This window comes from Chitinibacter sp. FCG-7 (genome assembly GCF_040047665.1).
In the GTDB taxonomy this organism is placed as follows: domain Bacteria; phylum Pseudomonadota; class Gammaproteobacteria; order Burkholderiales; family Chitinibacteraceae; genus Chitinibacter; species Chitinibacter mangrovi.
On the sequence record NZ_CP157355.1, the window covers coordinates 3098192 to 3122328 of the forward strand.

The following is a 24137-nucleotide window of genomic DNA, read 5'->3' on the forward strand; positions in this document are numbered from 1 at the left end:
AAGAAAAATGATCGAGCAAGCCAAGCAAGTAAAATTAATGATTTTTGACGTCGATGGTGTCATGACCGATGGCGGTTTGTATTTCACCGATGCGGGCGAAGAGCTCAAGGCATTTAATTCGCTCGATGGTCATGGCCTGAAAATGCTGCAAAACAGCGGCGTTAAGCTGGCCATTATTACCGGACGGCAATCGCAGCTGGTCGCGCATCGCGCACGCAACCTGGGGATTGATTATGTTCATCAGGGGGCGCACGACAAGCTGGCGTCATTTCAGTCCCTGCTGGCCGAAGTGGGCCTTAGCGCGCAGGATTGCGGCTATATGGGCGACGACGTGATTGATCTGCCCGTGATGCGCCGTGTGGCATTTGCCGTCTCGGTCCCGGCTGCGCCAGAGCTGGTGCAACAGTACGCCCACTATGTAACCGGGCGGCAGGGCGGGCATGGCGCGGTGCGTGAAGTTTGCGAGCTGATCATGCAGAGTCAGAACACTTGGGATGCCGCCATGGCTCCTTATCTGGAATAAGGCACTCATTTTGCGCAGTTTAACCATATGGGCTTTGCCCCTGATGCTGCTGCTGCTGGTTGCGGCACTCATTTGGGGTTTGAGTCGTGCGGCCATCGACGTTGTCGCGCAAAAAGCGGTGAGCCCAGATTCGCCCGACATGATTACCCAACGTGGCGTACTGGTGCGTTTTGACGAGCAGGGTTTAAAGCGCTCCGAGTTGATCGCGGCAGAAGTAAGGCATATTCAGCAGCAAGACACCATGTTGTTTGAGCAGCCCAAACTGATTCAGACCGAGCCGGGAAAACCAGTAATCACTGTGACTGGCGAGCGTGGTAAAAGTATTTTGAAAGCATCTCAGGTCTGGTTTTATGGTCAGACCCGCTTAGAGCGCGCGCCCTTTAACGGGCAAGCGGCCTTGCTGATCCGCAGCCGGGATATCTGGCTTGATCAGGCCAGTCAGCAAGCCAGCTCAAATGCCCCGGTAGTTGCCGATATGGGCCCGCATCATGCTGAAGCTGTCGGATTTGTCGCTGACAACAATGCACAAACGCTAATTTTAAAATCTAAGGTAAAAATGACTTATGTTCCGACCGCTCGTACTGCCCTTGTTGGCACTGCTGCTCAGTAATCTGGCTGTTGCAGAAACGGCTGACCGTGACAAGCCGATGAATATCGTGGCTGATAATTGTGCGCTGGACCAGAAAACCCAGCAAAGCGTCTGCACCGGCAATGTGGTCGTCACTCAGGGAACGATGATTATGCGTGCTGACAAACTCACTACCCGTCAGGATGAACAGGGTAATCAGTACGCCAAAGGTGAGGGGCGTCCGGTACGCTTCAAGCAAAAACTCGACTCGGGTGAAATGCTCGACGCTGAAGCGCTGCGCTTTGACTATGACGGTGCCAAAGGCCTGATGGTGCTGATGGATAAAGCCTGGATCAAGCGTAATCAGGATATGGTCGTTGGCGACACCATTACCTACGATATGAATACCGAGTATTACCAAGCGCTGAGCAAGGCAGGTGGCCGCGTGAACATTACTTTGACTCCGAAAAAGAAAGACGCGTCGCAATGAGCACATTAAAAGCCCAGCATTTGCAAAAAACCTATAAAAAACGCACCGTAGTCCGCGATGTATCGCTCGAAGTCAGCCGCGGTGAAGTGGTTGGCCTGCTTGGCCCCAATGGTGCGGGCAAAACCACCAGCTTTTACATGATTGTCGGGCTGGTCAATATGGATCAGGGCTCGATTGAGCTCGATGGTGTCGATGTCAGCCGCCAGCCCATCCACAAACGTGCTCGCTTGGGGCTGGGCTATTTGCCGCAGGAAGCGTCGATTTTTCGCAAAATGACCGTGGCCGAAAATATCAAAGCCGTGCTGGAGTTGCACTATGACGACAAAGCGCAAATTGACGAGCGGCTAGATGAGTTATTGCACGATCTGCACGTCGGACATTTGCGCGACAGTAGCGCGATGAGCTTGTCGGGTGGCGAGCGCCGTCGGGTTGAAATTGCCCGTGCTCTGGCGTCCAACCCGCAGTTTGTCTTGCTCGATGAGCCCTTTGCCGGCGTTGACCCTATCGCGGTAATCGATATTCAGCGCATTATCGGTTTTCTGAAAGAGCGCGGTATCGGTGTGTTGATTACCGATCACAATGTGCGTGAAACCCTAGGGATTTGCGATCGCGCCTATATTATCTCGGAAGGTGCCGTGATGGCCGCTGGCAAACCGGCCGAGATCGTGAATAATGAAGAAGTCCGCCGCGTGTACCTGGGCGAGCATTTCCGCATGTAGTTTTTTATATTATCGCTGGATTTATGAAGCAATCACTGCAGCTGCGCATGTCGCAGCAGCTCAATCTCACGCCCCAGTTGCAGCAGTCGATCAAGCTGCTGCAACTGTCTACGCTCGATTTCAATCAGGAAATCGAACAATACCTCGCAGATAACCCTTTGCTTGAACGTGAAGACACGGCTGATCAGCCTGAAGCAGCCGAGCAGGCACCAGATACTGCCGAAACCAGTGCCGAGCAGGGCGATGATCTGGATGGTTTGCGCTGGGACGAAGTCAAAAGCGGGGCTTCTTTTGATGATGACGATGAGCATGACCCAACCTTGCGTGTCGCCATCGAGGTGACTTTACGCGACCATTTGCTGCAGCAGGCACGCCTGCTGGGTTTGTCGGCGCGTGATCATGCTTTGCTCGCTTTGCTCATTGAAGCGCTGGACGAGGATGGTTTGCTGACGCAGCAGCTGGACGAGATCTTTGCGCAATTGCCCGACGAGCTGGTGCAGGAGTTTGAACTGGAAGTTGATGAGCTGCGCACCGCCCATCAGTATCTGATGCAGCTGGAGCCACTGGGAATCGGCACGCGTTCTTTGTCCGAATGCCTGCTTTTGCAATTGAAGTCCGCACCGCACTTGCCTGAGTATGAATTGGCACGCCAGTTGATTGATGCAGGATTGGAATTGTTGGCGGTGCGTGACTTTGCACGGATTAAAAAACAGTTCCATTGTGATGAAGATCAGTTACGGCAGGCACAGCAGATTATTCGCAGCCTTAATCCGCGGCCCGCAGCCAACTGGGGTGCGGATACAACACGTTATGTGGTGCCGGATGTGCTGGTGCAAAAGTTGCGTGGCCGCTGGACTGTACGCTTGAATCAGGCCGCTCAGCCCAAAATTAAAGTCAATGAAATGTATGCGCGACTCTTGCAGGGTGAAGCTGGCGAGAGCATGGCTGGCGCTTTGCAGGAAGCTAGGTGGTTGATTAAAAGCATAGAACAGCGTGGCAGTACCATTTTGCGAGTAGCCCAAGCGATCGTCGCGCGACAGCAAGCTTTCTTCGAGCATGGCGAAGTAGCCATGAAGCCCATGGTCTTGCGTGACATTGCTGACGAGCTGGAATTACACGAATCGACAATTTCTCGTGTGACAACGCAAAAATTTATGCTGACACCGCGCGGCGTTTTGGAGTACAAATACTTCTTCGGCAGCCATGTTGAAAACGACAGCGGCGGCGAAAATTCGGCTACATCGATCAAGGCTTTGATCAAACAGCTGGTAGCGCAGGAAAATCCGAAGAAACCCCTATCGGATAGTGCTATAACTGAAGAACTCGCAAGGCAAGGTGTCGCAGTAGCGCGGCGCACCGTGGCCAAGTATCGGGAGGCGCTGAACATTGCGCCTGCCAGTCAGCGCAAAAGCCTGTAGCAGGGCGATATAAATCGAAGGAGCAATAATATGAACCTCAACATCAGCGGTCATCATCTTGAAGTTACTCCAGCTATCCGTGAGTATGTCAGCAGCAAAATCGAACGCGTAATCCGTCATTTCGACAACGTCATCGATGCGTCTGTGATTCTGACGGTAGACAAACTGCAGCACAAAGCCGAGGTCACAGTGCATGTGAGCGGCAAAGACATTCACGTTGAGGCGATTGAGGAAGATTTGTACGCCGCGATCGATGTCCTGATGGACAAGCTGGATCGTCAGGTGGTCAAACACAAAGAAAAAATGTCTTCTCATCGCAATGAAGCGATCAAACACCAAGCGGTGATTGAAGAATAATTCGTTGCGTAAGCAAGACAACGGGAACGCCGCGAGTCGTTCCCGTTTTTGTTTCTGAGCAAGGCAAGTACAATACCCAGTCCACTAGGGAATACAGACAGACCATGAGCCTGATTACCAAAATTCTGCCAACGAGCAATGTTTTTCTCGATCTAGACGTTGGTAGCAAAAAACGCGTTTTTGAGCACGTGGGCATTGTGTTTGAAAATAGCCACGGCATTGCGCGCAGCGTGATTTTTGACAGCCTGTTTGCCCGCGAAAAGCTCGGTTCTACCGGCTTGGGGCAGGGCGTGGCAATTCCGCATGGCCGGATTAAAGGCCTGAAAGAAGCCACGGGTGCTTTTGTCCGCCTGAAAGAACCCATCCCGTTTGATGCGCCCGACGGCAAGCCGGTGTCGCTGATTTTTGTCTTGCTGGTGCCTGCCAATGCCACTGATCTGCATTTGCAGATTCTGTCCGAGCTGGCACAACTCTTTTCGGACAAGCAATTGCGCGAAGAGCTCAATACCTTGCCAGAGCCGCATCTGGTGTGGGAGCGCATCGCAAACTGGCTGCCGTACGGCGCCGATTTTGCGTAACTGCATTGAGCTAGACTCCGTTTGCTTAGCTGGTTAATATCAAGACTGCATCTCATCGGTGCAGTTTTTTTTTGAGAATCGTATGCCCCAGATTACCGCCCGCCAATTATTTATTGATAACGCCGAAAAACTGCGCCTGACCTGGGTTGCGGGTCAATCTGGGGCCAATAATCTGCTCTCGAATGACGCCAGCGAGCAAAAACCGTCGCTCTCGTTAGTTGGCCATTTGAATTTTGTTCACCCGAACCGGATTCAGGTGCTGGGGATTGCCGAGATTGCCTACGTCAACAGCCTCTCGCCTGATGTACAGCTCAATAGCCTCAATCAGCTTTTTGCCAGCGAAATGGCGGCGATGATCGTGGCCAATGGGCAGGTTGTTCCTGATGCGCTGCGCGACGCGGCCGAAAGGCACCATGTTCCCTTATTGACCAGCCCGGAGCAGTCTCCGTATTTAATGGAGGTATTGCGCTACTACCTAAGCAAGGCACTGGCTGTATCGACACACCTGCATGGGGTATTTCTGGATGTGCTGGAGGTCGGCGTTTTGCTGACTGGTGAGTCATCAATGGGTAAATCCGAGCTGGCGCTGGAGCTGATTTCGCGCGGCCACGGTCTGGTGGCCGATGATGTGGTCGAGGTCTATCGGACCAACCCGGAGACGCTGGAAGGGCGCTGCCCGCCGATGTTGCGCGATTTTCTCGAAGTGCGCGGGATCGGGGTCTTGAATATCCGCACCATCTTTGGCGAAACCGCCGTGCGCCCGAAAAAAACCCTGAAGCTGATTATCCATCTGGCCAAAGCCGGTGGCGAATCGCTCGCGCCAGTCGATCGCTTGCAAATGCAGGCGGCCACGCAGGCGATTCTGGATGTACCGATCCGCAAGCTGGTGATTCCGGTGGCCGCCGGGCGTAATCTGGCGGTGCTGGTTGAATCGGCTGTGCGCAATTATATTTTGCAGCTGCGCGGGATTGATTCGACGCGCGAGTTTATCGAACGGCATCAGAAATTTATGGAAATGGGCGAATAAATGCCGACTCCACAGCAAGTCGTTCTGTTATCTGGTTTGTCCGGCGCTGGCAAATCGGTGGCTTTGCGGGCGCTGGAAGATCTGGGCTATTACTGCCTCGACAATCTGCCCGCGCCTTTGTTGCCGCAAGCGGTGTCCATGCTGGATCTGGATGGTTATCCGCGCGTGGCGATTGCGGTCGATGCCCGTAGTGCGCATAACCTGACCAGCCTGCCCGAACATCTGGATGCCTTGCTGCAGCTGAACGTGGATGTGCGCGTGCTGTTTCTGGAGGCCAATGATGAAACCATCATCAAGCGCTACTCCGAAAGTCGCCGTAGCCACCCGCTGTCCAATGGCCAGCTCACTGTGAGCGAATGCATTGGGATGGAGCGCGAAGTACTCGGTGATATTCGGGAGATGGGGCATTGTATTGATACCAGTGGTATGGCTGCGTCCAAGTTGCGGCAGTGGATCCGTGATTTTATTGTCTCGGATAAGGCCAAGCTGACGCTGATTTTTGAATCATTTGGCTTTAAGCACGGCATTCCGCTGGATGCCGATTTTGTGTTTGACGCGCGTTGTCTACCCAACCCCTATTACGACCCCGATTTGCGCCCGCTGACGGGCATGGATCAGCCGGTGGCCGATTTCCTAATGCGCCAGCCCACCGTGGGCCCGTATCTGACGCATATTCTGGGCTTTCTGGAGCGCTGGTTGCCCGAATTTGAGCGCGACCAGCGCAGCTATGTCACCGTGGCGATTGGTTGTACTGGCGGTCAACACCGCTCGGTGTATCTGGCTGAGGAGCTTAAACGGCATTTTGCCCGTTCCCGGCAGGTGATGATCCGCCACCGCGAGCAAGATGGTTATTGAAAGCTGGCGGCTGCTGAAATGGGGCGATGTGCTGTGTCTATTGCTACTGGCCGCGCTATGGGGTGTGCTGACTTATTGGAGCTGGGCGCAGCCACGGGCAACGCGGGTCCGGATTTATCAGGATGGCCAAGTGTATGCCGAGCTTGATCTGATGGCCGCCAAAACCTTGCACGTGGCCGGGCCTTTGGGTGAAACCGTGGTTGAAGTCGCGGCGGGCAAGGCGCGGATTGCCGCTGATCCTAGCCCGCGCCAGTATTGTGTGCGGGCCGGGTGGTTGCAGCAAGCCGGGCAGAGTGCAATTTGCCTGCCCAACCGAACCAGTATCGAACTCGTCGGCCATCAGCCGCGCGCTTATGACAGCCTCAGTTACTAAGCGTACTACCAACAAGCACACCACCGCGCCCAAGCGTATCCAGATTACGCCGCAGGACGCTTATATTGCGCGCCTGGCCGCGTATGCCATTGTGTTGAGTGTGCTCGAGTCGGGCATTCCATCGCCGATTCCGGGCGTGAAGCCGGGCCTGGCCAATATTGTGACGCTGATTGCACTGGAGCGTATGGGCTGGAAAGCCGCTGCCTGGGTGAGTATCCTGCGTATACTTGGGGCTAGTATTGTGCTGGGCGGCATATTTTCGCCAGGTTTCGCACTCAGCCTGGCGGGCGGTATATTGAGCTTGCTGGTGTTGGCGCTGTGCCAGTGTTTGCCCCGGCGGCATTTTGGGATGGTAAGTATTTCCTTGCTCTCCGCGCTGGCGCATACCGCAGGGCAATTGCTGCTGGCGCGGCTGTGGCTGATTCCGCACGATGGCATTATTTATTTGATCCCGCTGTTGAGCGGCATGGCGCTGGTATTTGGTTTTGTGAACGGCGTGATTGCCGAGCGTTTGCTCAGGCAATATCCGGCGCAAGCCCCGACATCAATCGCTAGCGCTCACACGCAGTAGACACACTGACCCGGACAGGATTTGGCATGAAAACGATTACTCTGGCTTTTACTGGCGCATCCGGTTTGCCTTACGGACTGCGCACGCTGGAATGCCTGCTGGCTGCAGGCTGCACAGTGCGTTTGGTGTATACCTCGGTGGCGCAGATTGTGGCCAAGCAGGAAATGAACCTGAGCTGGCCCTCGCGTGCAGCCGATCTGGCCGAGCTATTGCGCGCGCAGTACCAATTGGCCGATCCGGCGCAATTGCAGGTTTATGGCCAGCAGGAATGGTTTGCACCGATGGCTTCGGGCTCCAATCCGGGCGACGGTATGGTGGTGGTGCCGTGCACGATGGGTGCGCTCTCGGCGATTGCCAATGGCGCTTCGGATAATCTCTTGGAGCGCGCCGCCGATGTGATGATCAAGGAGCGCAAAACGTTGATCGTTGTGCCGCGCGAGACACCGTATTCGGCAATTCATCTGGAAAATATGCTTAAGCTCGCCCGGCTGGGCGTGGTGATTTTGCCGCCCAACCCAGGTTTTTATCACCATCCGACGCAGGTGTCGGATCTGGTTGATTTTGTTGTGGCGCGCATACTGGATCAGTTGCAAGTGCCGCACCAGTTGATGCAGCGCTGGGGAGAGTAGGGGGTATTGCCCTGTAGCCTATGATTAGAATTGGCCGTAGGCATATACTCTGAATTAATGTTTTAAGAGCTTGAAAGTCGGCTGAGGCTGACGCGGCGGAATAGCCAGAGTAAAGACAAGGCGGCAAAGGTTAGGGCCACCACCAGCGCCAGCCAGTAGCCTTGAGCGCCATGTGCGGTGAACGGGCCAACGCCAAAAGTGAGTGCATAGCCCAGCGGCAGGCCGATTAACCAGAAAGCCAGCAAATGCAGCATCATCGGCAGCCGGGTCGATTGGTAGCCGCGCAAGACGCCGCTGGCGACCACTTGGGTGGCATCGGAAAACTGAAATAATCCGGCAAACACCAGCAATTGCGTCGCCAGCGCCAGCACGGCGGCATCCTGGGTATAGAGCCGGGCAATCTGGCCGCCCAGTAGCATCGTCAAGCCGCCGCCCAGAGCGGCCACAATCAGGCCCAGCCGAACGCCATTCTGGCCGATCAGCCGCGCTTGGGCCCAGTCGCCAGCACCTGCCGCATGGCCTACGCGCACCGTGAGCGCTGTCCCAATCGCCATTGGAATCATAAACAGCAGTGAGGCAAAATTAAGCGCCACCTGATGCGCTGCCACCGCCGTGGTGCCAAGGCGGGCGATCAGCAGGGCAATCAGGCTGAAGGCACTGACTTCGATAAAGAACATCATCCCAATGGGTATGCCCAGCTTGGCCAATTGCCACTGGGCCTGCCAGTCAATACCCCTGAGTTTATCAAAGGGATGAGTACCCCGATATACCGGCGCATGCCGAATCCAGATCAGCCACATCAGCGCACTGACCCACATGCACAAAGCCGTGGCCCAGCCGCAACCGACTGCACCCAGCGCTGGAAAGCCAAAATAACCGTAAATCAGTACCCAGTTGGCTGGAATATTCAAGGCCAGCGCAATCAAGGCAATCACCATCATCGGTTTGGTTTGATTGAGCGCCGAGCTATAGCCATACAAGACCCGGCTGATCGCCAGCGCGGGTAGACCCCAGCTCACTGCGGCTAGAAAACGTTTGGCTTTATCGGCGACTTCGGCTGTCAAGCCGAGGTGATCAAAGACCGGCAAAACCGCATGTGCAATCAGCATGGCGATCCCACCGGCCAGAATGGCCTGATACAGGGCCTGCTGGGTTAGGCCGGGTAATTCGGCCTGGGCATTGGCCCCCACTTTTTGCGCCGCCAGCGGGCTGATGGCCAGCAATAAACCCATCAGCGTGACGATCAGCGTGGTCCAGATCGACGCCCCCACCGATACGGCGGCCAGATCAGCCGCCGAGACATGGCCAGCCATCACCGCATCGACAAACGCAGTTCCTGTTTGCGCCAGCTGGCCGACCATAATTGGCCAGGCCAGTAACCAGGTTGCTTTGGCGTCTTTTCGTAGTGACATGGTGTCCTAAGTACTGTGTGGCGTATGTCGTGCGGGTTCGTAGTGGGCCAGCAGATCGGCAAAGCGCAGCTGGAACGATAGCGCCTGATCCAGATTGAGCTTGAAAATCAGCACACTGCCATTGGGTAAATTCTGCGTGGCCAGCCCGGCGCTGAGCGCTGCGGCATACGCCAGACCAAGCTGCGCAGGCGAAGCGTCTGGTGCCAGTTTGAGCAGCAACCGCGAATGTTCCCGGTAATGCAGGTGCAATTGAAAGTGTACGCCGGATGGTAGGGTTGGTTTTGTCACTGCGGGTATGGCGCGTTTTACACTGGTATCGTCTAAACAGTCGTACATTGGGCAAACTCCTGAATGAAGTTGCCGGCAGCCTTTGCTGCCGACGCTTTAGCGGTATTTGGACCGGATTGGCCCGCGCGCCCCGCAAGTTGTCGATTAATAGGCGCAACAGCACGGCAATAAAAAAGCCACGGCTCGCGTGGCTGGATGCTATGCACGCTTTAGCAGATTATTTAAAGCGCCCTGCAAGCTGTTTTCAACTCAGCGCTGGTTTTATTCTGCCCCGCACCGCAAGCAGGGTCAAGATTAGTAGTTTCCCGTACGTGCTTAATCAGGTTGCTTCGAGTCCAGCCAGATGGTAACTGGCCCGTTATTGGTCAACGAGACCTGCATATCGGCACCAAACTGCCCGGTGGCGACGGGACGCCCCAGTTTTTGCGCCAGTGTGGCTACAAATTGCTCGAATAAAGGTTCGCTGATGGCACCCGGTGCGGCGGCACTCCAGCTGGGGCGATTGCCTTTTTTGCAGCTGGCGTACAAGGTAAATTGACTCACCGCCAGTACTTCGCCTGCGACATCAATGACCGAACGGTTCATGACCCCCTGTTCATCGTCAAAAATGCGTAAGTTACTAATTTTATTAGCCAGCAGTTCAATGTCTGCGGTGGTGTCCGTATGAGTGACGCCCAGCAGTAGTAGCAAGCCGTGGTCAATTTTGCCGATGACATGCTGTGCAACAGTAACCTGAGCCGAACTAACCCGCTGAATGAGAATACGCATTAACGTACAGCCAAAGAGGAAAGATGCGGATACTGCGATATCTTGAGCTGGCTGTCAAAAGCGTCGTGGCGTCCGTCTGGCAAGCCCTGCAAGAGGCGATCTTGCAGACTGGCGGCTTCACGCGGCGCATGTTGATGCAGTTGCCGCAAATCCTTGAGCAAATGACGCAGGAAGAACGTCAGCCCTTCGCTGTCTTCAAGAAATAGCGTCAATTGCCGCGACTGCCCCGACATCAGCGCCATTTCGATCCGGAAGGCAAGATCATCCTGATCGCGCTGGAGCTGCTGCGTGACGAGCTTTTGCTGAGCCTCGATCAACATTGGATGCTTGAATTTTCTGGGTGAAGCTTCTTGCATGTTTTGACCTCGCTCCATGTTTTTACTTACTAAATTCTTTTGAATTTTAAAATTTTATATTAATTTTAGGGTAATTTGTGAGTTGGGGAATGATTCTTGCGTTTTTCCAACTAGCCATATATACGGAATTTCTCTAATATCAAGGGCTTGCTCTGAAGCACAGACAAAAGTCTGGATTGCAGTCGCAAATCACAGATGGCAGTGCTTGGTATTTTGTTATCGGATAAGGAAAAGAACATGAAACGGGTTGGTTTAGTCGGTTGGCGCGGTATGGTGGGCTCGGTCCTGATGCAACGTATGCAGGAAGAACGCGATTTTGATGTGATTGATCCCGTCTTTTTCACCACATCGCAAGCAGGTCAGGCTGCGCCTAATTTTGGCAAAGACGCTGGCACCCTGAAAGACGCTAACGATATTGCACAATTGGCCGAGATGGACGTGATTATCTCTTGCCAAGGCGGCGACTACACGACTGCGGTATTCCCGAAATTGCGCGCGGCTGGCTGGGAAGGCTACTGGATTGATGCGGCTTCAACGCTGCGTATGGAAGAAGACGCAGTCATTATCCTTGATCCAGTGAACGACGACGTGATCCAGGGCGCTTTGGCTAAAGGCGTGAAAAACTACATCGGCGGTAACTGTACCAACTCGATCATGCTGATGGGCATGGGCGGCTTGTTTAAAGCAGGTCTGGTTGACTGGGTGTCGTCAATGACTTACCAAGCTGCTTCTGGTGGCGGTGCGAACCATATGCGTGAATTGCTCAAAGGCATGGGCGTGGTTTACAACTCGGTAGCCGATGCGTTGGCAACGCCATCGTCAGCAATTCTGGAAATCGACAAAAAAGTGGCGCATACGATTTCTAACGACGTACCAACCGAATTCTTTGGCGCGCCATTGGCGGGCGGCTTGATCCCTTGGATCGACAAACAACTCGATAACGGTCAATCAAAAGAAGAGTGGAAAGGCCAGGCTGAAGTGAACAAAATCCTCGGCACGGATGCAACGATTCCGGTTGACGGTTTGTGCGTACGTATCGGCGCGATGCGTTGCCACAGCTTGGCATTGACGATCAAACTGAAACGCGACCTGCCTTTGGCTGAAATCGAGTCGATTATCAAATCAGGTAACGATTGGGTGAAATGGGTGCCGAACGACCGCGAAGTCAGCGTGAAAGAGCTGATCCCAGCGCAAATCACCGGCAAGCTCGATATCGGTGTTGGCCGTGTACGCAAGCTGAATATGGGCCCGGAATACATCAGCGCGTTTGTGATTGGCGATCAATTGCTGTGGGGCGCTGCTGAGCCGCTGCGTCGCATGTTGCGGATTTTGCTGGCTAAGTAATTCGGCTATTTAATAAAGTCCTTTGAAGCTGCTCGTTCCCTCGATCTTTATGATTGCGGGGCGAGTAGCTTGATCGCATCCCAAGATTATTCTAGTTCTTTATGCCTTGCTCAAACTGGCTGCAGCCTAGCCAATCAGACTCACACTCTCCATATCACCAGCAATACATTCAAATCTGATTAACTGATTTCTTCTGCATCAATTCGGCCATCTGTTATTTTGCAAATGCGCTGGCAGCGCTCGGCCAGTTCAATATCGTGCGTAACGATCACGAATCCGGTACCGGTGTTCTGGGCCAATTCAATCATCAGATCAAAAACGGCCAGCGCGTTGCTGCGGTCCAGGTTGCCTGTGGGTTCATCAGCCAGCACGCAGGCGGGTTGGGTAACCAAAGCTCTAGCGATGGCAGCTCTTTGCCTTTCTCCACCCGATAGCTCGCTAGGCTTGTGTTCTAGCCGGTGTTCAAGCCCTACTTGTGTGAGCATTTTGCCCGCTTGCGCTAAGGCGGCAGCCTTGTCCATGCGTCTGATCAACAAGGGCATGGCAACATTTTCTATTGCGCTAAATTCGGGCAGCAAATGATGAAACTGATAAATAAAGCCCAGATGTGTATTGCGTAACTGGCCGCGGGCAGTTTCACCCAGTGCAAACGGATCTTGCCCCATCAGCGCTATGCTGCCGGCGCTGGGTTGATCCAGCGCGCCCAGCAAATGCAGCAAAGTTGATTTGCCCGAGCCGGACGCGCCGACCAGTGCGGTAATTTCGCCCCGGTTCAGGCTGAAATTGATGTCGTGCAGCACAGGCGTACTCAGTTTTCCGCTTTGGTAGCTTTTGCATACATTGCGGGCACTGAGAATGATGTCAGAAGTATTCATGATGAACTCATCAAAATAATAGCTAAGCAGCTCACGCAGTCAGCCCTAGTTGCGTGCGCAGCTTCGGCGCGGTGAGCGTTTTGTGCATCGAGGTCTATTCGTAGCGCAAAGCTTCGGCCGGGTTGACTCGGGAAGCACGCCAGCTTGGGTAGAGTGTGGCCAGCAGAGCCAGCAACAGTGAGATCACGCCAATGCTGATCACATCGCTGCTAATCACTTTGCTGGGCAATTCGGTAATCAGATAAACATCGGCGGACAGAATCTGGCTGCCGATCAGCCGTTCAATAAACGGGACAATCGTGCCAATATTGAGCGCAACCAGCACGCCGCCCGCTACGCCACTGGCCGTGCCTATCACGCCTGACATGGCGCCCTGAACCAGAAAGATCTTCATGATCGAGGCGGGAGAGGCACCCAATGTCCGTAGGATGGCAATGTCGGCCTGCTTGTCGGTCACAACCATCACCAGCGTGGAAACCAGATTAAACGCCGCTACCGCCACAATCAGTGTCAGGATAATAAACATCATGCGCTTTTCGATCTCAACCGCCCGGAAATAGCTGGGGTTTTCCTGGCTCCAGTCGGCAACAATCAGTTCGGGCAGGCTGCGGTTGATTTCCCTGGCCACTTGCCGTGCCTGGAATAAATCGTCCAGTTTGACCCGCACGCCAGTCACAGCATCGCCAGTGCGATAGAGCTTTTGGGCGTCCGATAGGTGAATGAGCGCTAGATTGGCGTCGTATGGGTAGTAATCAGCTTTGAAAATGCCAACGATCTCAAATTGGCGCAGGCGTGGAATCAGCCCGGCTGGCGTGACTTGGCCCTGCGGCGTAATCAGCGTGACCTTGTCGCCCATGGTTACGCCCAGCTCCTGCGCCAGATTCCAGCCCAGAATTACCGAAAACTCATTGGCGCGCAAATCGGCTGCCGAGCCCACCAGCATTTTGTCGGTGATCTCGCTGACTTTAGGTTCCTGAGCCGGCTCAATGCCTCGTACCAGTACGCCTTTCACCTGGCTGCCATTGGTAAATAATCCCTGGCCCAGTACATACGGCGCAGTTCCTTTGACATGCGGGTTCTGCTCGGCGGTTTGCGCGGCGGCTTGCCAGTTGCCCAGCGCGCTGCCTGGGCCGGTAATTGTAATGTGCGAGGCCATGCCCAGAATGCGGTTGCGCACTTCTTCCTGAAAGCCATTCATCACCGACAGCACAATAATCAGCGCGGCAACGCCCAGCCCGATGCCGGCAATCGAAATCAGCTGGATAAAGGAGATAAAGCCATTGCGGCGTTTTGCCCGTGTGTAGCGTAAGCCGATGAGTAGTTCAAACATAGCGCTTGCCAAAGTCAAAGTGGTGGCAGTTTAGCACAGGCTGCCGCATTGCCCGGCAACGCTTGTGTCGTCGGGTCGAGCCGCATCACGCAAGGCGCGCTAAATCCAGGGTGGCCAGCAGGGGGTGATTGCTTTGTGTCTGGCTTAGATTTTATATGGCAGGTATAGCTCTGTATGTATTGATAAATATGCTCTATAGATCAATACCCTAGTAGATTGATCTGTGTACGAAAAAACGGTTCTTTGTAATTGCCATGATTTGCTGACCGAGTGGTTTGGGTGTGCCGTGTGAGCTCGTGTTGGTTTTGCCACGTTCTGCTAGGCAATTACCTGTATTTAAGCGTTTGCTACTTGACAAGACTTCAGGCTGGATTTAATTTTCAAACACTTGTTTGAAATTGATTTTCGTCAACTACAAAATCTAGTCGCTGGAGCGCACGATGGATGCAGTAAAAAACCTCGATACATCGACCCGGATTTTAAATGCCGCCGAGCTGCTGTTTATCGATCATGGCTTTGATGGCACTTCAATGCGGCAAATCACTGCCGCGGCCGAAGTGAATATCGCCGCGGTCAACTATTACTTTGGTTCAAAAGATGGCCTGTTTCAGGCGGTGTTTGAACGTCGTGCCGAGCCATTTGTCCGGCTTTCGCTGGCCAAGCTGACCGAGCTGGAGTCTACCGCACAAGCCAATGATCCAATCGCGATTGCCGAATCATTTTTATCGGCAGCGCTCGAAATGGGGAGCAAGCCGGAGTACGGCGGCCTGGTATTTGTCCGGCTGCTGGCGCGCACCTACATCGAGCCGCGCGCCATTTTGAAAGAAAAAATCCCGCAGCGCTATGGTGAGTTGACTCGCCGCTATCAGCAGGCGCTAGAGCGCGCTTTGCCCGAATTATCGGCAGCAGAAGTCGCCTGGCGCTTTCACTTTATGACCAGTGCAATGTTTAACGCTTTTGCTGGCAATCATGTGCTGCGCCTGTTTACCGCCCAGCCCATGGTCAATGCGCGTGATCCGCAGCGCGTGGCGCAAATGCTGCTTCCCTTCATTTCTGCAGGCTTAACCAGCCCGGCAGCTGTTCAGGCCTAGGAGGCTATCATGACCCTCGTTATTTGCATGGCAGTTATTGTGGTTTTGCTAGGGGCGCTAGCGTACTTGCGTGCGCCGCTCTGGCTGAGCTCGGTGCTGATTCTGGTCGGTGCGGCGTATGGCACATTTGTTCAGGGCGCATCGCCAATCTGGTTTTATCTCTTACTGACCGTCGCGATCATTCTGAATCTCAAACCGCTGCGCCAGATTATTCTGACTGGCCCCTTGTTTGGCATTTTCCGCAAAATCACGCCGCCGATGTCGCAAACCGAACAGGAAGCCATCGACGCCGGTACGGTGTGGTGGGACCGTGAGTTATTTAGCGGTAAACCCGATTTTGACGAGCTGCACAGCTATCCCGAGCCCAAATTGAGCGCCGAAGAAGAGGCGTTTATTAATGGGCCAACCGAAACGCTGTGCCAGATGCTCGACGACTGGGACATCACGCAAAATCGCAAAGACCTATCGCCCGAAGTGTGGGATTTCATCAAGCAAAACGGCTTCTTGGGCATGATTATCAAGAAGGAATACGGCGGTAAACAGTTTTCCAATTACGCCCACGCGCGTGTTGTGACCAAGATCGCGACGCGTTCGGGCAGCGCCGCGGTAACGGTGATGGTGCCCAATTCGCTCGGCCCAGGCGAATTGCTGCAACACTACGGCACTGAAGCGCAGAAAAACTACTATCTGCCGCGCTTGGCCAAAGGTGAAGAAATCCCATGTTTTGCGCTGACTAGCCCAGAAGCAGGCTCGGACGCGGGCGGCATTCCCGATTATGGTGTTGTCACTCGCGGCAGTTATACCGATAAACGTACTGGCGAGCGCCATGAGAACGTCCTCGGCATCCGCCTGAGCTGGGAAAAACGCTATATCACGCTCGGCCCAGTGGCGACGATTCTGGGTATGGCGTTCAAGTTGTACGACCCCGATCATCTGATCGGCACCAAGGACGACGTGGGCATTACCTGCGCGCTAATTCCAACCAATCACGACGGCGTCAATATCGGCCGCCGCCATTATCCGGGCACCAGCACATTCCAGAATGGCCCGAACTGGGGCAAGGACGTCTTTATCCCGATGGATTGGGTGATTGGCGGACAGGATTACGTCGGTCAGGGCTGGAAAATGCTCGTTGAATGCCTGTCGGTCGGCCGCTGTATTTCGCTGCCTGCGATGTCGGTGGCATCGGGCAAGCTCGCTGCGTATACCACTGGGGCTTATGCGCGGATTCGTAGCCAGTTTGGCCTGTCGATTGGTCGCTTTGAAGGCGTCGATGAAGCTTTGGGTCGCATCGGTGGCTACACCTATCAGATGGATGCCGCGCAACGCCTGGCGCTGACCGCGCTTGATATGGGCGAAAAACCCTCGGTCTTGTCGGGGATTTTGAAGTATCACAATACCGAACGCATGCGTAAAACCATCAATGACGCGATGGACGTTCACGCCGGTAAAGCGGTATGTATCGGTCCGCGCAACTACTTGGCATTGGGCTACCAGGCTATACCCGTCGCTATTACGGTGGAAGGGGCGAATATTCTGACGCGCAGCATGATTATTTTTGGTCAGGGCGCGATCCGTTGCCATCCCTTCGTGCTCAAAGAATTGCGCGCGGCAATGAGCAAGGATTTGAACGCCTTTGACGACGCAGTGATCGGCCATATCGGCTTTGCGATTTCCAATAAAGTGCGGGCTTTCTGGTTGGGGTTAACTGGCGCACGCTTTGTTGTCTCGCCAAAAGACGGCCCGACTGCACAGAATTATCGTGACATTGTGCGTTTTTCCAGCGCTTTTGCTTTCCTTGCCGATTTGGGTATGGGGACGCTCGGCGGTAGTTTGAAATTTAAGGAAAAACTCTCTGCGCGCTTGGGCGATATGTTGTCCAACCTGTATATCGCCACCGCCGCACTGAAGAAATTTCACGACGATGGCGAGCCCAAAGAAGACCGTCCATTGGTGCGCTGGGCTGTTGAAACGGCGCTCTACGATTGTCAGGAAGCAATGAATGGCTTTCTGGCCAATCACCCGAACCGCTTTATCGCCTGGTGCGCCCGCCGGATTGTTTTTCCGTGGGGGATGAGCATGAAAGCACCAGCCGACCGCGTTGGTACACGCATCGCGCGCAATCTGATGGAGCCATGCGCGTCGCGTGATCGTCTGGTGAAATATATGTACCGCCCGAATGATGAGCACGATGCGGTCGGCGTGCTGGAGTTTGCCCTCAAAGCGGTGATCGAGACCGAAGGCGTGGAAAGCAAATTGCGCCGTGCGCAGCGTGAAGGCCAGCTCAAAGCATTCACTGGCAGCGAGCGTTTGCAGGAAGCACTCGATCAGGGCTTATTGACGCAGGAGGAATTTGCTGCGGTAACACGCGCCCGTCGCCTGAAACGCGAAGTGATTATGGTCGACGATTTTGACGCCCATTTAAGCAACCCGGACCCTGATGCCATTCGCCGGACGATCGTTTAACGACTGCGTAGCTGCGTCTTGTGCAGCGAGAGCCTTTTTAAATAAGTAACTTAATACTGAAATAAGGGCCGGCCAAAGAGCCGGCTCATTGATGCACTGCCTCTTGGAGAAACGATAATGACGCAAAGCGCTTTTTCACTCAAAACCACGGTACGTTCGCTACAAATGATAGGCCTGCTGGGCGCTTTGCTCGGCTCTGGTCAGGCGCTGGCTTCGGGCTATAACTTTGGTACGCAAAGTGCCAGCAATCAGGGCGTGGCCAATTCGGGCGCAGCGGGGATGAACGATGCCTCGGTCTTGTTCTATAACCCGGCAGGGCTGGCTCAGGTTGAAGGCACGCAAGTGGCAGGTGTGATCAATTACATCATGCCTGACGGCAAATTTAGCGATACCGGATCAACCAATGCCGCAGGCCGCCCGATTGTGGGCAGCAATGGCGGCAGCTTTGGCGTGAGCACGCCGGTGCCGCATCTGTATCTGTCGCATCAGCTGAATGATCGCCTGACCGTGGGTGCCGGGCTATTTGTGCCGTTTGGTTCGCACACCGATTACAGCAAGGACTGGGTAGGGCGCTACAACACGACCGAAAGCTCGCTGTCGACGTTTAATTTCAATCCTTCGCTGGCCTACAAAGTGAACGAGATGCTGACGATTGGTGCCGGGGTGAGCGTGCAGTATATCGACGGCAAGTTGGCCAAACAGCTGGATCTGGGCTCGTCGGCTGCACGTTCTGCGCTGACCAATGTGTGTACGCCAGCGCCATTGTCGCCACAATGTACCTCAGTGCGTGCCGCCGCGGCGCAGATTTCCAGCAATACCGCCTACGATGGTAGTAGCGAGGTGACGGGTGATGACATCGGGTATGGCTTTAACCTTGGCGCAACCATTAACTTCTCGGCCGATACCCGTATGGGTATTGCGTATCGCTCGGCGATCCGCCACAAGCTGGAGGGCAACGCCAAATTTAATGTGCCGCAAAACTTCGCCAGCAGCCCATTGGGGCCAGTGCTGGGCGGCGGCATTCAGGCTGGCCTGAATGCCCAGCTGACCAATAGCAAAGCCACTTTGCAGGTTGAAACCCCGGAGTCTTTCTCGATTAACGGCTTTCACCAGATCAACGCGCAATGGGCAGTAATGGCCGATTACACCTGGACCCGCCACTCACGCTTTCAGGAAATCCGCATTAAGCTCGATGGCAAGGCCGATTCAGTCACGCCAACCAACTGGAACAACACCAGCCGTTACTCAATTGGCGCAACGTATAAAGCCAGCGAAAAATGGCTGATCCGTACCGGTCTGGCCTACGACAATGCGCCGGAAAACGACGCTAACCGCATTGCCAGCATCCCTGACAGCGACCGGATCTGGGTGGCGCTGGGTGCCAACTACGCCATTTCGCCAAACCAGTCGATTGACGTTACCGCGATCTACGTTGATCTGGCCAAGGCCAAAGTGGCGCAAACCGACCAGAACGGCGCAACAGTACGGGGCAATTACGATGTCAGCTCCATCACTCTGGGCGCGCAGTACAACCATCGTTTCTGATTGTTAACGCCATCCGGGGCGCAGGCCGCTGGCCGCCCCCGGATCAATCAGGCAGGGCAAAGCCCTGTGTTACACAACCTCTGCCGAGGCCATCACAATGACAGTATTGAAACAACAATCAACGCCGCAGATCCGCCGTGTCGCCGTGCTGGGCGCTGGCGTGATGGGCGCGCAAATCGCCGCGCATTTATCCAATGCCGGGATTGCCACGGTGCTCTTTGATTTGCCTGCTCCGTCGGGCGAGCCCAATGGTATTGCGCTTAAAGCGATTGAAAACCTGAAAAAACTCAAACCGGCCCCGTTGATGTCGGCCAGCCGCGTCGATGGCATTACGCCCGCCAACTACGGTAGCGACTTGGCGCTGCTCGCCGATTGCGATCTGGTCATCGAAGCGATTGCCGAACGGCTCGATTGGAAGTCCGATCTGTACGCCAAAATCGCACCACATCTAGCGCCGCATGCGATTTTAGCGACCAATACCTCGGGTCTGTCGATTGAGAGCCTGGCGCAAGCCGTGCCTGCCGAGTTGCGTGAGCGTTTCTGCGGCATCCATTTTTTCAACCCGCCGCGCTATATGTATCTGGTTGAACTCATTGCTACGCAAGGCGTACACGGCGATACCCTCGATGCTTTGGAGACTTTCCTGACGCTGCGGCTGGGCAAGGGCGTCGTTCGCGCCAAAGATACGCCGAACTTTATCGCCAACCGCATCGGTGTATTTTCGATGCTGGCAACGATCAAGCATGCGCAGGATTTTGGCATCCGTTTTGATGTGGTTGATGATCTTACCGGCCCGCGCTTAGGTCGCCCTAAATCGGCCACTTTCCGTACTGCCGATGTGGTCGGCCTGGATACTTTTGCGCATGTGGTCAAAACCATGACCGATACGCTGGCGAGCGATCCATGGCACAGCCTGTTTGCTACGCCTGATTGGTTGCAAAAGCTGATCGCCGCTGGTGCTTTGGGGCAGAAAACCCGGCAAGGTATTTATAAAAAAGTCGGCAAGGATTTGCTGGTGCTTGACCCGGTTGCAGGTGATTACGTCGCTAGCGGCCAAAAGGGCAGCGATGCCGTTAAAGCCTTGCTCAAAATCACCGATCCAGCCGAACGGATTTGCGCGCTGCGCGAGTCTGAGCTGCCCGAGGCGCAATTTATCTGGGCTTGCTTGCGCGATGTGTGGCATTACATCGCCGTGCAGCTGGAGCATATTGCCGACAACGCCCGCGATGTTGATTTTGCGATTCGTTGGGGTTTTGGCTGGGCGCAAGGCCCATTTGAAATGTGGCAAGCCGCTGGCTGGAAGTCCGTTGCTGAGGCGATCAATGCCGACATTGCGGCCGGTAAAACACTGTCAGCTACGCCATTGCCTAACTGGGTAATGAACCGCGATGGTGTGCATGGCGAGCAAGGCTCATTCAATGCGGCGACTGGCGCTTTGATGGCGCGTTCAAGCCTGCCAGTTTATCAGCGCCAACTTTATCCGCCGCAAGTGCTCGGCGAAGTCGCGCCCGATTTTGGGCAAACCATTTACGAGAACGACAGCGTGCGAATGTGGCTACCGCCCGCATCAACGGGGGGTAACGATGTACCCGTGCTGTCATTCAAAACCAAAGCGCATTGCATCGGCGCTGGGGTATTGGCCGGAGTGCAAGAATCCATAAAGATTGCAGAGCAATACTATCAAGGCTTGGTGATTTGGCACCCGGAAGCGCCATTCTCGGTCGGCGCTGATTTAATGAGCATGGGCCCGGCGTTTATGACCGGCGATTTTGCCGCGATTGAAACCATGGTGGCGGAATTTCAAAACACCTCGCAAGCGATCAAGTACGCCAAAGTGCCGGTCGTTGGTGCTGCGCAAGGCTACGCCTTTGGCGGCGGTTGCGAGTTTCTGATGCATTGCGCCCGCGTGGTCGCGCACGTCGAAACTTATATCGGTCTGGTCGAAGTCGGCGTTGGCTTGTTGCCTGCTGGTGGCGGTTGCAAAGAGTTCGCGCTGCGCGCGTCCAAACTGGCCCGCAATGGCAATATTCTGGAAATCTTAAAAGATTATTACCTCGCGATGGCGACAGCCAAAGTCGGCACCAGTGCTGAAGAAGGCCAGCAGATCGGTTACTTGAAAGAGTCTGATGTGATCGTGATGAACGCCAATGAGCTGCTATTTGTCGCCCAAGCACAAGTACGCGCAATGGCGGCGACTGGTTACCGCGCGCCGGTGCCACCGAAGGCTTTTGCGGTAGCAGGGCGCTCGGGCGCAGCGACGATCCGTGGCCAGCTCGTGAATATGCTCGAAGGCGGATTTATCTCCAAATACGACTACCACATCGGCATGCAAATCGCTGACGTGGTCACCGGCGGTGACGTTGAGGCGGGTACGCTGGTTAACGAGGATTGGATCTTGAAGCTGGAGCGTGAGCGCTTTATGGGTTTGCTGAAAAAAGGCAAAACGCAAGAGCGGATCATGCACATGATCGAATTTAACAAGCCATTGCGTAATTGAGTTGGGGAACGTCATGAAACAAATTCAAGAAGCTTATGTCGTTGCCGCAGTGCGCAGCCCAGTGGGTAAGGCGCCGCGTGGCATGTTGAAAAATGTTCGCCCTGATGATCTGCTGGCGCATGTGCTGAAAGCGGCGATGGCGCAAGTGCCGGGCTTAGATCCTGCCTTGGTCGAAGACGTGGTGGTCGGCTGCGCGATGCCGGAAGGCGAGCAGGGGATGAATGTGGCGCGCATCGGCGCGCTGCTGGCGGGTCTGCCCAATACCGTTGGCGGGATCACGATTAACCGCTTCTGCTCTAGCGGTATTAACGCGGTGGCGCTGGCGGCCGACAAAATCCGTCTTGGCGAAGCCGATGTGATGATTGCGGCGGGTACTGAATCGATGTCGATGGTGCCGATGGGCGGCAATAAGCTCTCGCTTGGCAGCAGTATTTATGAGCGTGATGAAAATGTCGCCATCGCCTACGGCATGGGTTTGACGGCGGAAAAAATCGCTACCCAGTGGGGGATTAGCCGCGAAGACCAAGATGCATTTGCGCTGCAGTCGCATACCCGTGCTTTGGCTGCCGCTGCCAATGGTGCATTCAGCGATGAAATCGCACCACTGGATGTGACTTATCGCGTACCCAATTTAGCGACTGGCGAAGTTGAGCTGGTCAGCAAAACGCTGATGCAAGACGAAGGCCCGCGTGCAGACACCAGCATCGAAGGTCTGGCAAAGCTGAAAACTGTGTTTGCAGGACCGTCGAAGAATGGCTCGGTCACAGCAGGCAATAGTTCGCAAATGTCCGACGGTGCTGCCGCGCTGATTCTGGTGTCCGAGAAAATCCTTAAGCAATTCAATCTGACGCCACTGGCCAAGTACGTGACCTTTGCAGTTAAAGGCGTGCCACCCGAAATTATGGGCATCGGCCCGAAAGAAGCGATTCCGGCGGCTTTGAAACAGGCTGGTTTGGGCTTGCAAGATCTGGAGTGGATTGAGCTTAATGAAGCATTCGCCGCACAAGCGCTAGCGGTGAGCCGTGATCTGGGGTTGGACATGAGCAAGGTGAATCCAAACGGCGGTGCAATTGCCTTGGGTCATCCGCTGGGCGCTACCGGTGCGATTCGTGCCGCGACGATGATTCATGGTCTACGTCGGCAAGGCAAAACCGGTAGCTACGGCATGGTGACGATGTGTATTGGTACCGGTATGGGTGCGGCGGGGATTTTGCAGGTGCTGTAAGTTAGTGCGACTTTTTAACCTTCAACCCGCTTCGCGCGGGTTTTTTTCCGTTTTCAATGGGCTTTTGTTCTGTATTCAGGAGTGAGCAATGAAACATACATTATTGATGGCAGTGATTTTGGGCGCTTTTCAGCTGGGTGCGGTGCAACTGGCGGCTGCGGCCGAGCTTGAAGGCGTCAAGCTGGCCGATCAGCTCGAGCTGGCCGGGCAGACCTTGCAGCTCAATGGCGCAGGACTGCGCAAGAAAATGGTCTTTGATGTCTACGTTGCGGCCTTGTACGCCACCAGCAAAAGCAACGACGCCGCGCAACTGCTCAATGCCAGAACGCCAAAACGCATGCAGCTGACCTTGCTGCGCAGCGTAGAGGGCAAAGCGCTGGCCGAGGCGCTGCGTGACGGCTTGCAAGACAATCTGAGCACCAGCCAGTTTGCCGCACAGGCAGGACGGATTGCCGAGCTGGAGAAAATCCTGCTGGAAACCAAGGTGGCGAACAAAGGCGATGTAATCAATCTGGATTTTATTGCCGGGCAGGGCACACGCATCCAGTTTCGCGGCCAGCAAATTGGCAGCATTCAATCTGATGAATTTGCCCGGGATCTCTTGCTGATCTGGCTGGGCAGCAAGCCGGTTCAGGAGAATCTGAAGGCCAGATTGCTGGGGCGCTAGGCGGCATTGCGCCTAGTTTTACACGTTTTGCCGTGGTGGAAAGTATGTAGTTTAGTTACGATTCGGTTTTGGATTTGATTTGCTGTAATTACGGTTTAATGACGTATTTGCTAGTGTTTGTGCCTATCTTTGTAGTTGTTGTGAATATTTGTTACAAATATGTAC

Annotated in this window: 25 protein-coding genes and 1 riboswitch; of the genes, 19 read left to right on the plus strand and 6 right to left on the minus strand. The window is 54.6% G+C overall.

Features of this window, described 5'->3' with window-relative positions; all coding sequences use genetic code 11:
* The first annotated feature begins 7 nt into the window (after positions 1-7).
* From kdsC to ABHF33_RS14680, 12 genes are all read left to right on the plus strand, one after another.
* The gene (kdsC, locus tag ABHF33_RS14625; protein WP_348944635.1) at positions 8-523 is read left to right on the plus strand and encodes a 3-deoxy-manno-octulosonate-8-phosphatase KdsC; all 516 of its coding nucleotides are present in this window, start codon (positions 8-10) and stop codon (positions 521-523) included.
* A 10-nt stretch (positions 524-533) separates the two neighbouring features.
* Complete coding sequence (gene lptC / locus ABHF33_RS14630; RefSeq protein WP_348944636.1) at positions 534-1133, plus strand: LPS export ABC transporter periplasmic protein LptC; 600 nt, start codon at positions 534-536, stop codon at positions 1131-1133.
* Positions 1087-1581, plus strand: coding sequence for a lipopolysaccharide transport periplasmic protein LptA (gene lptA / locus ABHF33_RS14635; RefSeq protein WP_348944637.1), 495 nt, complete (start codon positions 1087-1089; stop codon positions 1579-1581). Before lptC ends, lptA begins: the two co-directional genes overlap by 47 nt.
* Positions 1578-2300 (plus strand): LPS export ABC transporter ATP-binding protein, encoded by a 723-nt coding sequence (gene lptB / locus ABHF33_RS14640; protein WP_157669528.1) that lies wholly within the window; start codon positions 1578-1580, stop codon positions 2298-2300. The genes lptA and lptB overlap by 4 nt, the downstream gene beginning before the upstream one ends.
* A gap of 23 nt (positions 2301-2323) precedes the next feature.
* Complete coding sequence (locus tag ABHF33_RS14645) at positions 2324-3718, plus strand: RNA polymerase factor sigma-54 (protein WP_348944638.1); 1395 nt, start codon at positions 2324-2326, stop codon at positions 3716-3718.
* Between the two features lie 30 nt (positions 3719-3748).
* Complete coding sequence (gene hpf / locus ABHF33_RS14650; protein WP_157669530.1) at positions 3749-4075, plus strand: ribosome hibernation-promoting factor, HPF/YfiA family; 327 nt, start codon at positions 3749-3751, stop codon at positions 4073-4075.
* Positions 4076-4179: 104 nt separating this feature from the next.
* On the plus strand, positions 4180-4653 hold the full coding sequence (locus ABHF33_RS14655; RefSeq protein ID WP_348944639.1) for a PTS sugar transporter subunit IIA: 474 nt from the start codon (positions 4180-4182) through the stop codon (positions 4651-4653).
* A gap of 82 nt (positions 4654-4735) precedes the next feature.
* Positions 4736-5680, plus strand: coding sequence for an HPr(Ser) kinase/phosphatase (hprK, locus tag ABHF33_RS14660; RefSeq protein ID WP_348944640.1), 945 nt, complete (start codon positions 4736-4738; stop codon positions 5678-5680).
* A complete protein-coding gene (gene rapZ / locus ABHF33_RS14665; RefSeq protein ID WP_348944641.1) occupies positions 5681-6535 on the plus strand; it encodes an RNase adapter RapZ in 855 nt (284 codons plus the stop codon).
* A complete protein-coding gene (locus ABHF33_RS14670) occupies positions 6525-6908 on the plus strand; it encodes a NusG domain II-containing protein (protein ID WP_348944642.1) in 384 nt (127 codons plus the stop codon). Before rapZ ends, ABHF33_RS14670 begins: the two co-directional genes overlap by 11 nt.
* Positions 6889-7479 (plus strand): Gx transporter family protein, encoded by a 591-nt coding sequence (locus ABHF33_RS14675; protein WP_348944643.1) that lies wholly within the window; start codon positions 6889-6891, stop codon positions 7477-7479. Before ABHF33_RS14670 ends, ABHF33_RS14675 begins: the two co-directional genes overlap by 20 nt.
* A 26-nt stretch (positions 7480-7505) precedes the next feature.
* Positions 7506-8108: a flavin prenyltransferase UbiX gene (locus tag ABHF33_RS14680; protein WP_157669535.1), complete on the plus strand. Its 603-nt coding sequence runs from the start codon at positions 7506-7508 to the stop codon at positions 8106-8108.
* Positions 8109-8170: 62 nt separating this feature from the next.
* On the opposite strand, the gene ABHF33_RS14685 is transcribed toward ABHF33_RS14680, so the two are convergent.
* The 4 genes from ABHF33_RS14685 to ABHF33_RS14700 all read right to left on the minus strand — a co-directional run bounded on the left by ABHF33_RS14685 (position 8171) and on the right by ABHF33_RS14700 (position 10932).
* Positions 8171-9520, minus strand: coding sequence for an MATE family efflux transporter (locus ABHF33_RS14685; RefSeq protein WP_348944644.1), 1350 nt, complete (start codon positions 9518-9520; stop codon positions 8171-8173).
* A 6-nt stretch (positions 9521-9526) separates the two neighbouring features.
* Entirely contained in the window at positions 9527-9856 is a 330-nt protein-coding gene (locus ABHF33_RS14690) for a hypothetical protein (RefSeq protein ID WP_348944645.1), read from the minus strand.
* Between the two features lie 144 nt (positions 9857-10000).
* Positions 10001-10074: riboswitch (SAM riboswitch) on the minus strand.
* Positions 10075-10123: 49 nt separating this feature from the next.
* Positions 10124-10576, minus strand: a complete 453-nt coding sequence (dtd, locus tag ABHF33_RS14695; RefSeq protein ID WP_348944646.1) for a D-aminoacyl-tRNA deacylase — start codon at positions 10574-10576, stop codon at positions 10124-10126.
* Complete coding sequence (locus tag ABHF33_RS14700) at positions 10576-10932, minus strand: hypothetical protein (protein WP_348944647.1); 357 nt, start codon at positions 10930-10932, stop codon at positions 10576-10578. The genes dtd and ABHF33_RS14700 overlap by 1 nt, the downstream gene beginning before the upstream one ends.
* A gap of 237 nt (positions 10933-11169) precedes the next feature.
* On the opposite strand from ABHF33_RS14700, the gene asd reads away from it, so the two are divergent.
* Entirely contained in the window at positions 11170-12276 is a 1107-nt protein-coding gene (asd, locus tag ABHF33_RS14705) for an aspartate-semialdehyde dehydrogenase (protein ID WP_348944648.1), read from the plus strand.
* Between the two features lie 179 nt (positions 12277-12455).
* On the opposite strand, the gene lolD is transcribed toward asd, so the two are convergent.
* The gene (gene lolD / locus ABHF33_RS14710) at positions 12456-13151 is read right to left on the minus strand and encodes a lipoprotein-releasing ABC transporter ATP-binding protein LolD (protein ID WP_348944649.1); all 696 of its coding nucleotides are present in this window, start codon (positions 13149-13151) and stop codon (positions 12456-12458) included.
* 94 nt (positions 13152-13245) lie between these two features.
* Positions 13246-14481: a lipoprotein-releasing ABC transporter permease subunit gene (locus ABHF33_RS14715; protein WP_348944650.1), complete on the minus strand. Its 1236-nt coding sequence runs from the start codon at positions 14479-14481 to the stop codon at positions 13246-13248.
* Positions 14482-14921: 440 nt separating this feature from the next.
* Between ABHF33_RS14715 and ABHF33_RS14720 the strand changes: the two genes are divergently transcribed.
* The 6 genes from ABHF33_RS14720 (at position 14922) to ABHF33_RS14745 (ending at position 23972) form a co-directional block, all read left to right on the plus strand.
* Positions 14922-15572, plus strand: a complete 651-nt coding sequence (locus ABHF33_RS14720; protein WP_348944651.1) for a TetR/AcrR family transcriptional regulator — start codon at positions 14922-14924, stop codon at positions 15570-15572.
* A 9-nt stretch (positions 15573-15581) separates the two neighbouring features.
* Complete coding sequence (locus ABHF33_RS14725; RefSeq protein ID WP_348944652.1) at positions 15582-18038, plus strand: acyl-CoA dehydrogenase; 2457 nt, start codon at positions 15582-15584, stop codon at positions 18036-18038.
* Positions 18039-18155: 117 nt separating this feature from the next.
* Positions 18156-19583 (plus strand): OmpP1/FadL family transporter, encoded by a 1428-nt coding sequence (locus tag ABHF33_RS14730; RefSeq protein WP_348944653.1) that lies wholly within the window; start codon positions 18156-18158, stop codon positions 19581-19583.
* 97 nt (positions 19584-19680) lie between these two features.
* The gene (locus ABHF33_RS14735) at positions 19681-22080 is read left to right on the plus strand and encodes a 3-hydroxyacyl-CoA dehydrogenase/enoyl-CoA hydratase family protein (protein WP_348944654.1); all 2400 of its coding nucleotides are present in this window, start codon (positions 19681-19683) and stop codon (positions 22078-22080) included.
* Between the two features lie 13 nt (positions 22081-22093).
* Positions 22094-23305, plus strand: coding sequence for an acetyl-CoA C-acyltransferase (locus tag ABHF33_RS14740; RefSeq protein WP_348944655.1), 1212 nt, complete (start codon positions 22094-22096; stop codon positions 23303-23305).
* A gap of 88 nt (positions 23306-23393) precedes the next feature.
* A complete protein-coding gene (locus ABHF33_RS14745) occupies positions 23394-23972 on the plus strand; it encodes a chalcone isomerase family protein (RefSeq protein ID WP_348944656.1) in 579 nt (192 codons plus the stop codon).
* Positions 23973-24137 lie beyond the last annotated feature (165 nt).

What these genes read in the sequence shown, in the direction of transcription:
- kdsC (WP_348944635.1), top strand. Translation starts at nt 8, where the DNA reads ATGATCGAGCAAGCCAAGCAAGTAAAATTAATGATTTTTGACGTCGAT.
- lptA (WP_348944637.1), top strand. Translation starts at nt 1,087, where the DNA reads ATGTTCCGACCGCTCGTACTGCCCTTGTTGGCACTGCTGCTCAGTAAT.
- lptB (WP_157669528.1), top strand. Translation starts at nt 1,578, where the DNA reads ATGAGCACATTAAAAGCCCAGCATTTGCAAAAAACCTATAAAAAACGC.
- ABHF33_RS14645 (WP_348944638.1), top strand. Translation starts at nt 2,324, where the DNA reads ATGAAGCAATCACTGCAGCTGCGCATGTCGCAGCAGCTCAATCTCACG.
- hpf (WP_157669530.1), top strand. Translation starts at nt 3,749, where the DNA reads ATGAACCTCAACATCAGCGGTCATCATCTTGAAGTTACTCCAGCTATC.
- ABHF33_RS14655 (WP_348944639.1), top strand. Translation starts at nt 4,180, where the DNA reads ATGAGCCTGATTACCAAAATTCTGCCAACGAGCAATGTTTTTCTCGAT.
- hprK (WP_348944640.1), top strand. Translation starts at nt 4,736, where the DNA reads ATGCCCCAGATTACCGCCCGCCAATTATTTATTGATAACGCCGAAAAA.
- rapZ (WP_348944641.1), top strand. Translation starts at nt 5,681, where the DNA reads ATGCCGACTCCACAGCAAGTCGTTCTGTTATCTGGTTTGTCCGGCGCT.
- ABHF33_RS14670 (WP_348944642.1), top strand. Translation starts at nt 6,525, where the DNA reads ATGGTTATTGAAAGCTGGCGGCTGCTGAAATGGGGCGATGTGCTGTGT.
- ABHF33_RS14675 (WP_348944643.1), top strand. Translation starts at nt 6,889, where the DNA reads ATGACAGCCTCAGTTACTAAGCGTACTACCAACAAGCACACCACCGCG.
- ABHF33_RS14680 (WP_157669535.1), top strand. Translation starts at nt 7,506, where the DNA reads ATGAAAACGATTACTCTGGCTTTTACTGGCGCATCCGGTTTGCCTTAC.
- ABHF33_RS14685 (WP_348944644.1), bottom strand. Translation starts at nt 9,520, where the DNA reads ATGTCACTACGAAAAGACGCCAAAGCAACCTGGTTACTGGCCTGGCCA.
- ABHF33_RS14690 (WP_348944645.1), bottom strand. Translation starts at nt 9,856, where the DNA reads ATGTACGACTGTTTAGACGATACCAGTGTAAAACGCGCCATACCCGCA.
- dtd (WP_348944646.1), bottom strand. Translation starts at nt 10,576, where the DNA reads ATGCGTATTCTCATTCAGCGGGTTAGTTCGGCTCAGGTTACTGTTGCA.
- ABHF33_RS14700 (WP_348944647.1), bottom strand. Translation starts at nt 10,932, where the DNA reads ATGCAAGAAGCTTCACCCAGAAAATTCAAGCATCCAATGTTGATCGAG.
- asd (WP_348944648.1), top strand. Translation starts at nt 11,170, where the DNA reads ATGAAACGGGTTGGTTTAGTCGGTTGGCGCGGTATGGTGGGCTCGGTC.
- lolD (WP_348944649.1), bottom strand. Translation starts at nt 13,151, where the DNA reads ATGAATACTTCTGACATCATTCTCAGTGCCCGCAATGTATGCAAAAGC.
- ABHF33_RS14715 (WP_348944650.1), bottom strand. Translation starts at nt 14,481, where the DNA reads ATGTTTGAACTACTCATCGGCTTACGCTACACACGGGCAAAACGCCGC.
- ABHF33_RS14720 (WP_348944651.1), top strand. Translation starts at nt 14,922, where the DNA reads ATGGATGCAGTAAAAAACCTCGATACATCGACCCGGATTTTAAATGCC.
- ABHF33_RS14725 (WP_348944652.1), top strand. Translation starts at nt 15,582, where the DNA reads ATGACCCTCGTTATTTGCATGGCAGTTATTGTGGTTTTGCTAGGGGCG.
- ABHF33_RS14730 (WP_348944653.1), top strand. Translation starts at nt 18,156, where the DNA reads ATGACGCAAAGCGCTTTTTCACTCAAAACCACGGTACGTTCGCTACAA.
- ABHF33_RS14735 (WP_348944654.1), top strand. Translation starts at nt 19,681, where the DNA reads ATGACAGTATTGAAACAACAATCAACGCCGCAGATCCGCCGTGTCGCC.
- ABHF33_RS14740 (WP_348944655.1), top strand. Translation starts at nt 22,094, where the DNA reads ATGAAACAAATTCAAGAAGCTTATGTCGTTGCCGCAGTGCGCAGCCCA.
- ABHF33_RS14745 (WP_348944656.1), top strand. Translation starts at nt 23,394, where the DNA reads ATGAAACATACATTATTGATGGCAGTGATTTTGGGCGCTTTTCAGCTG.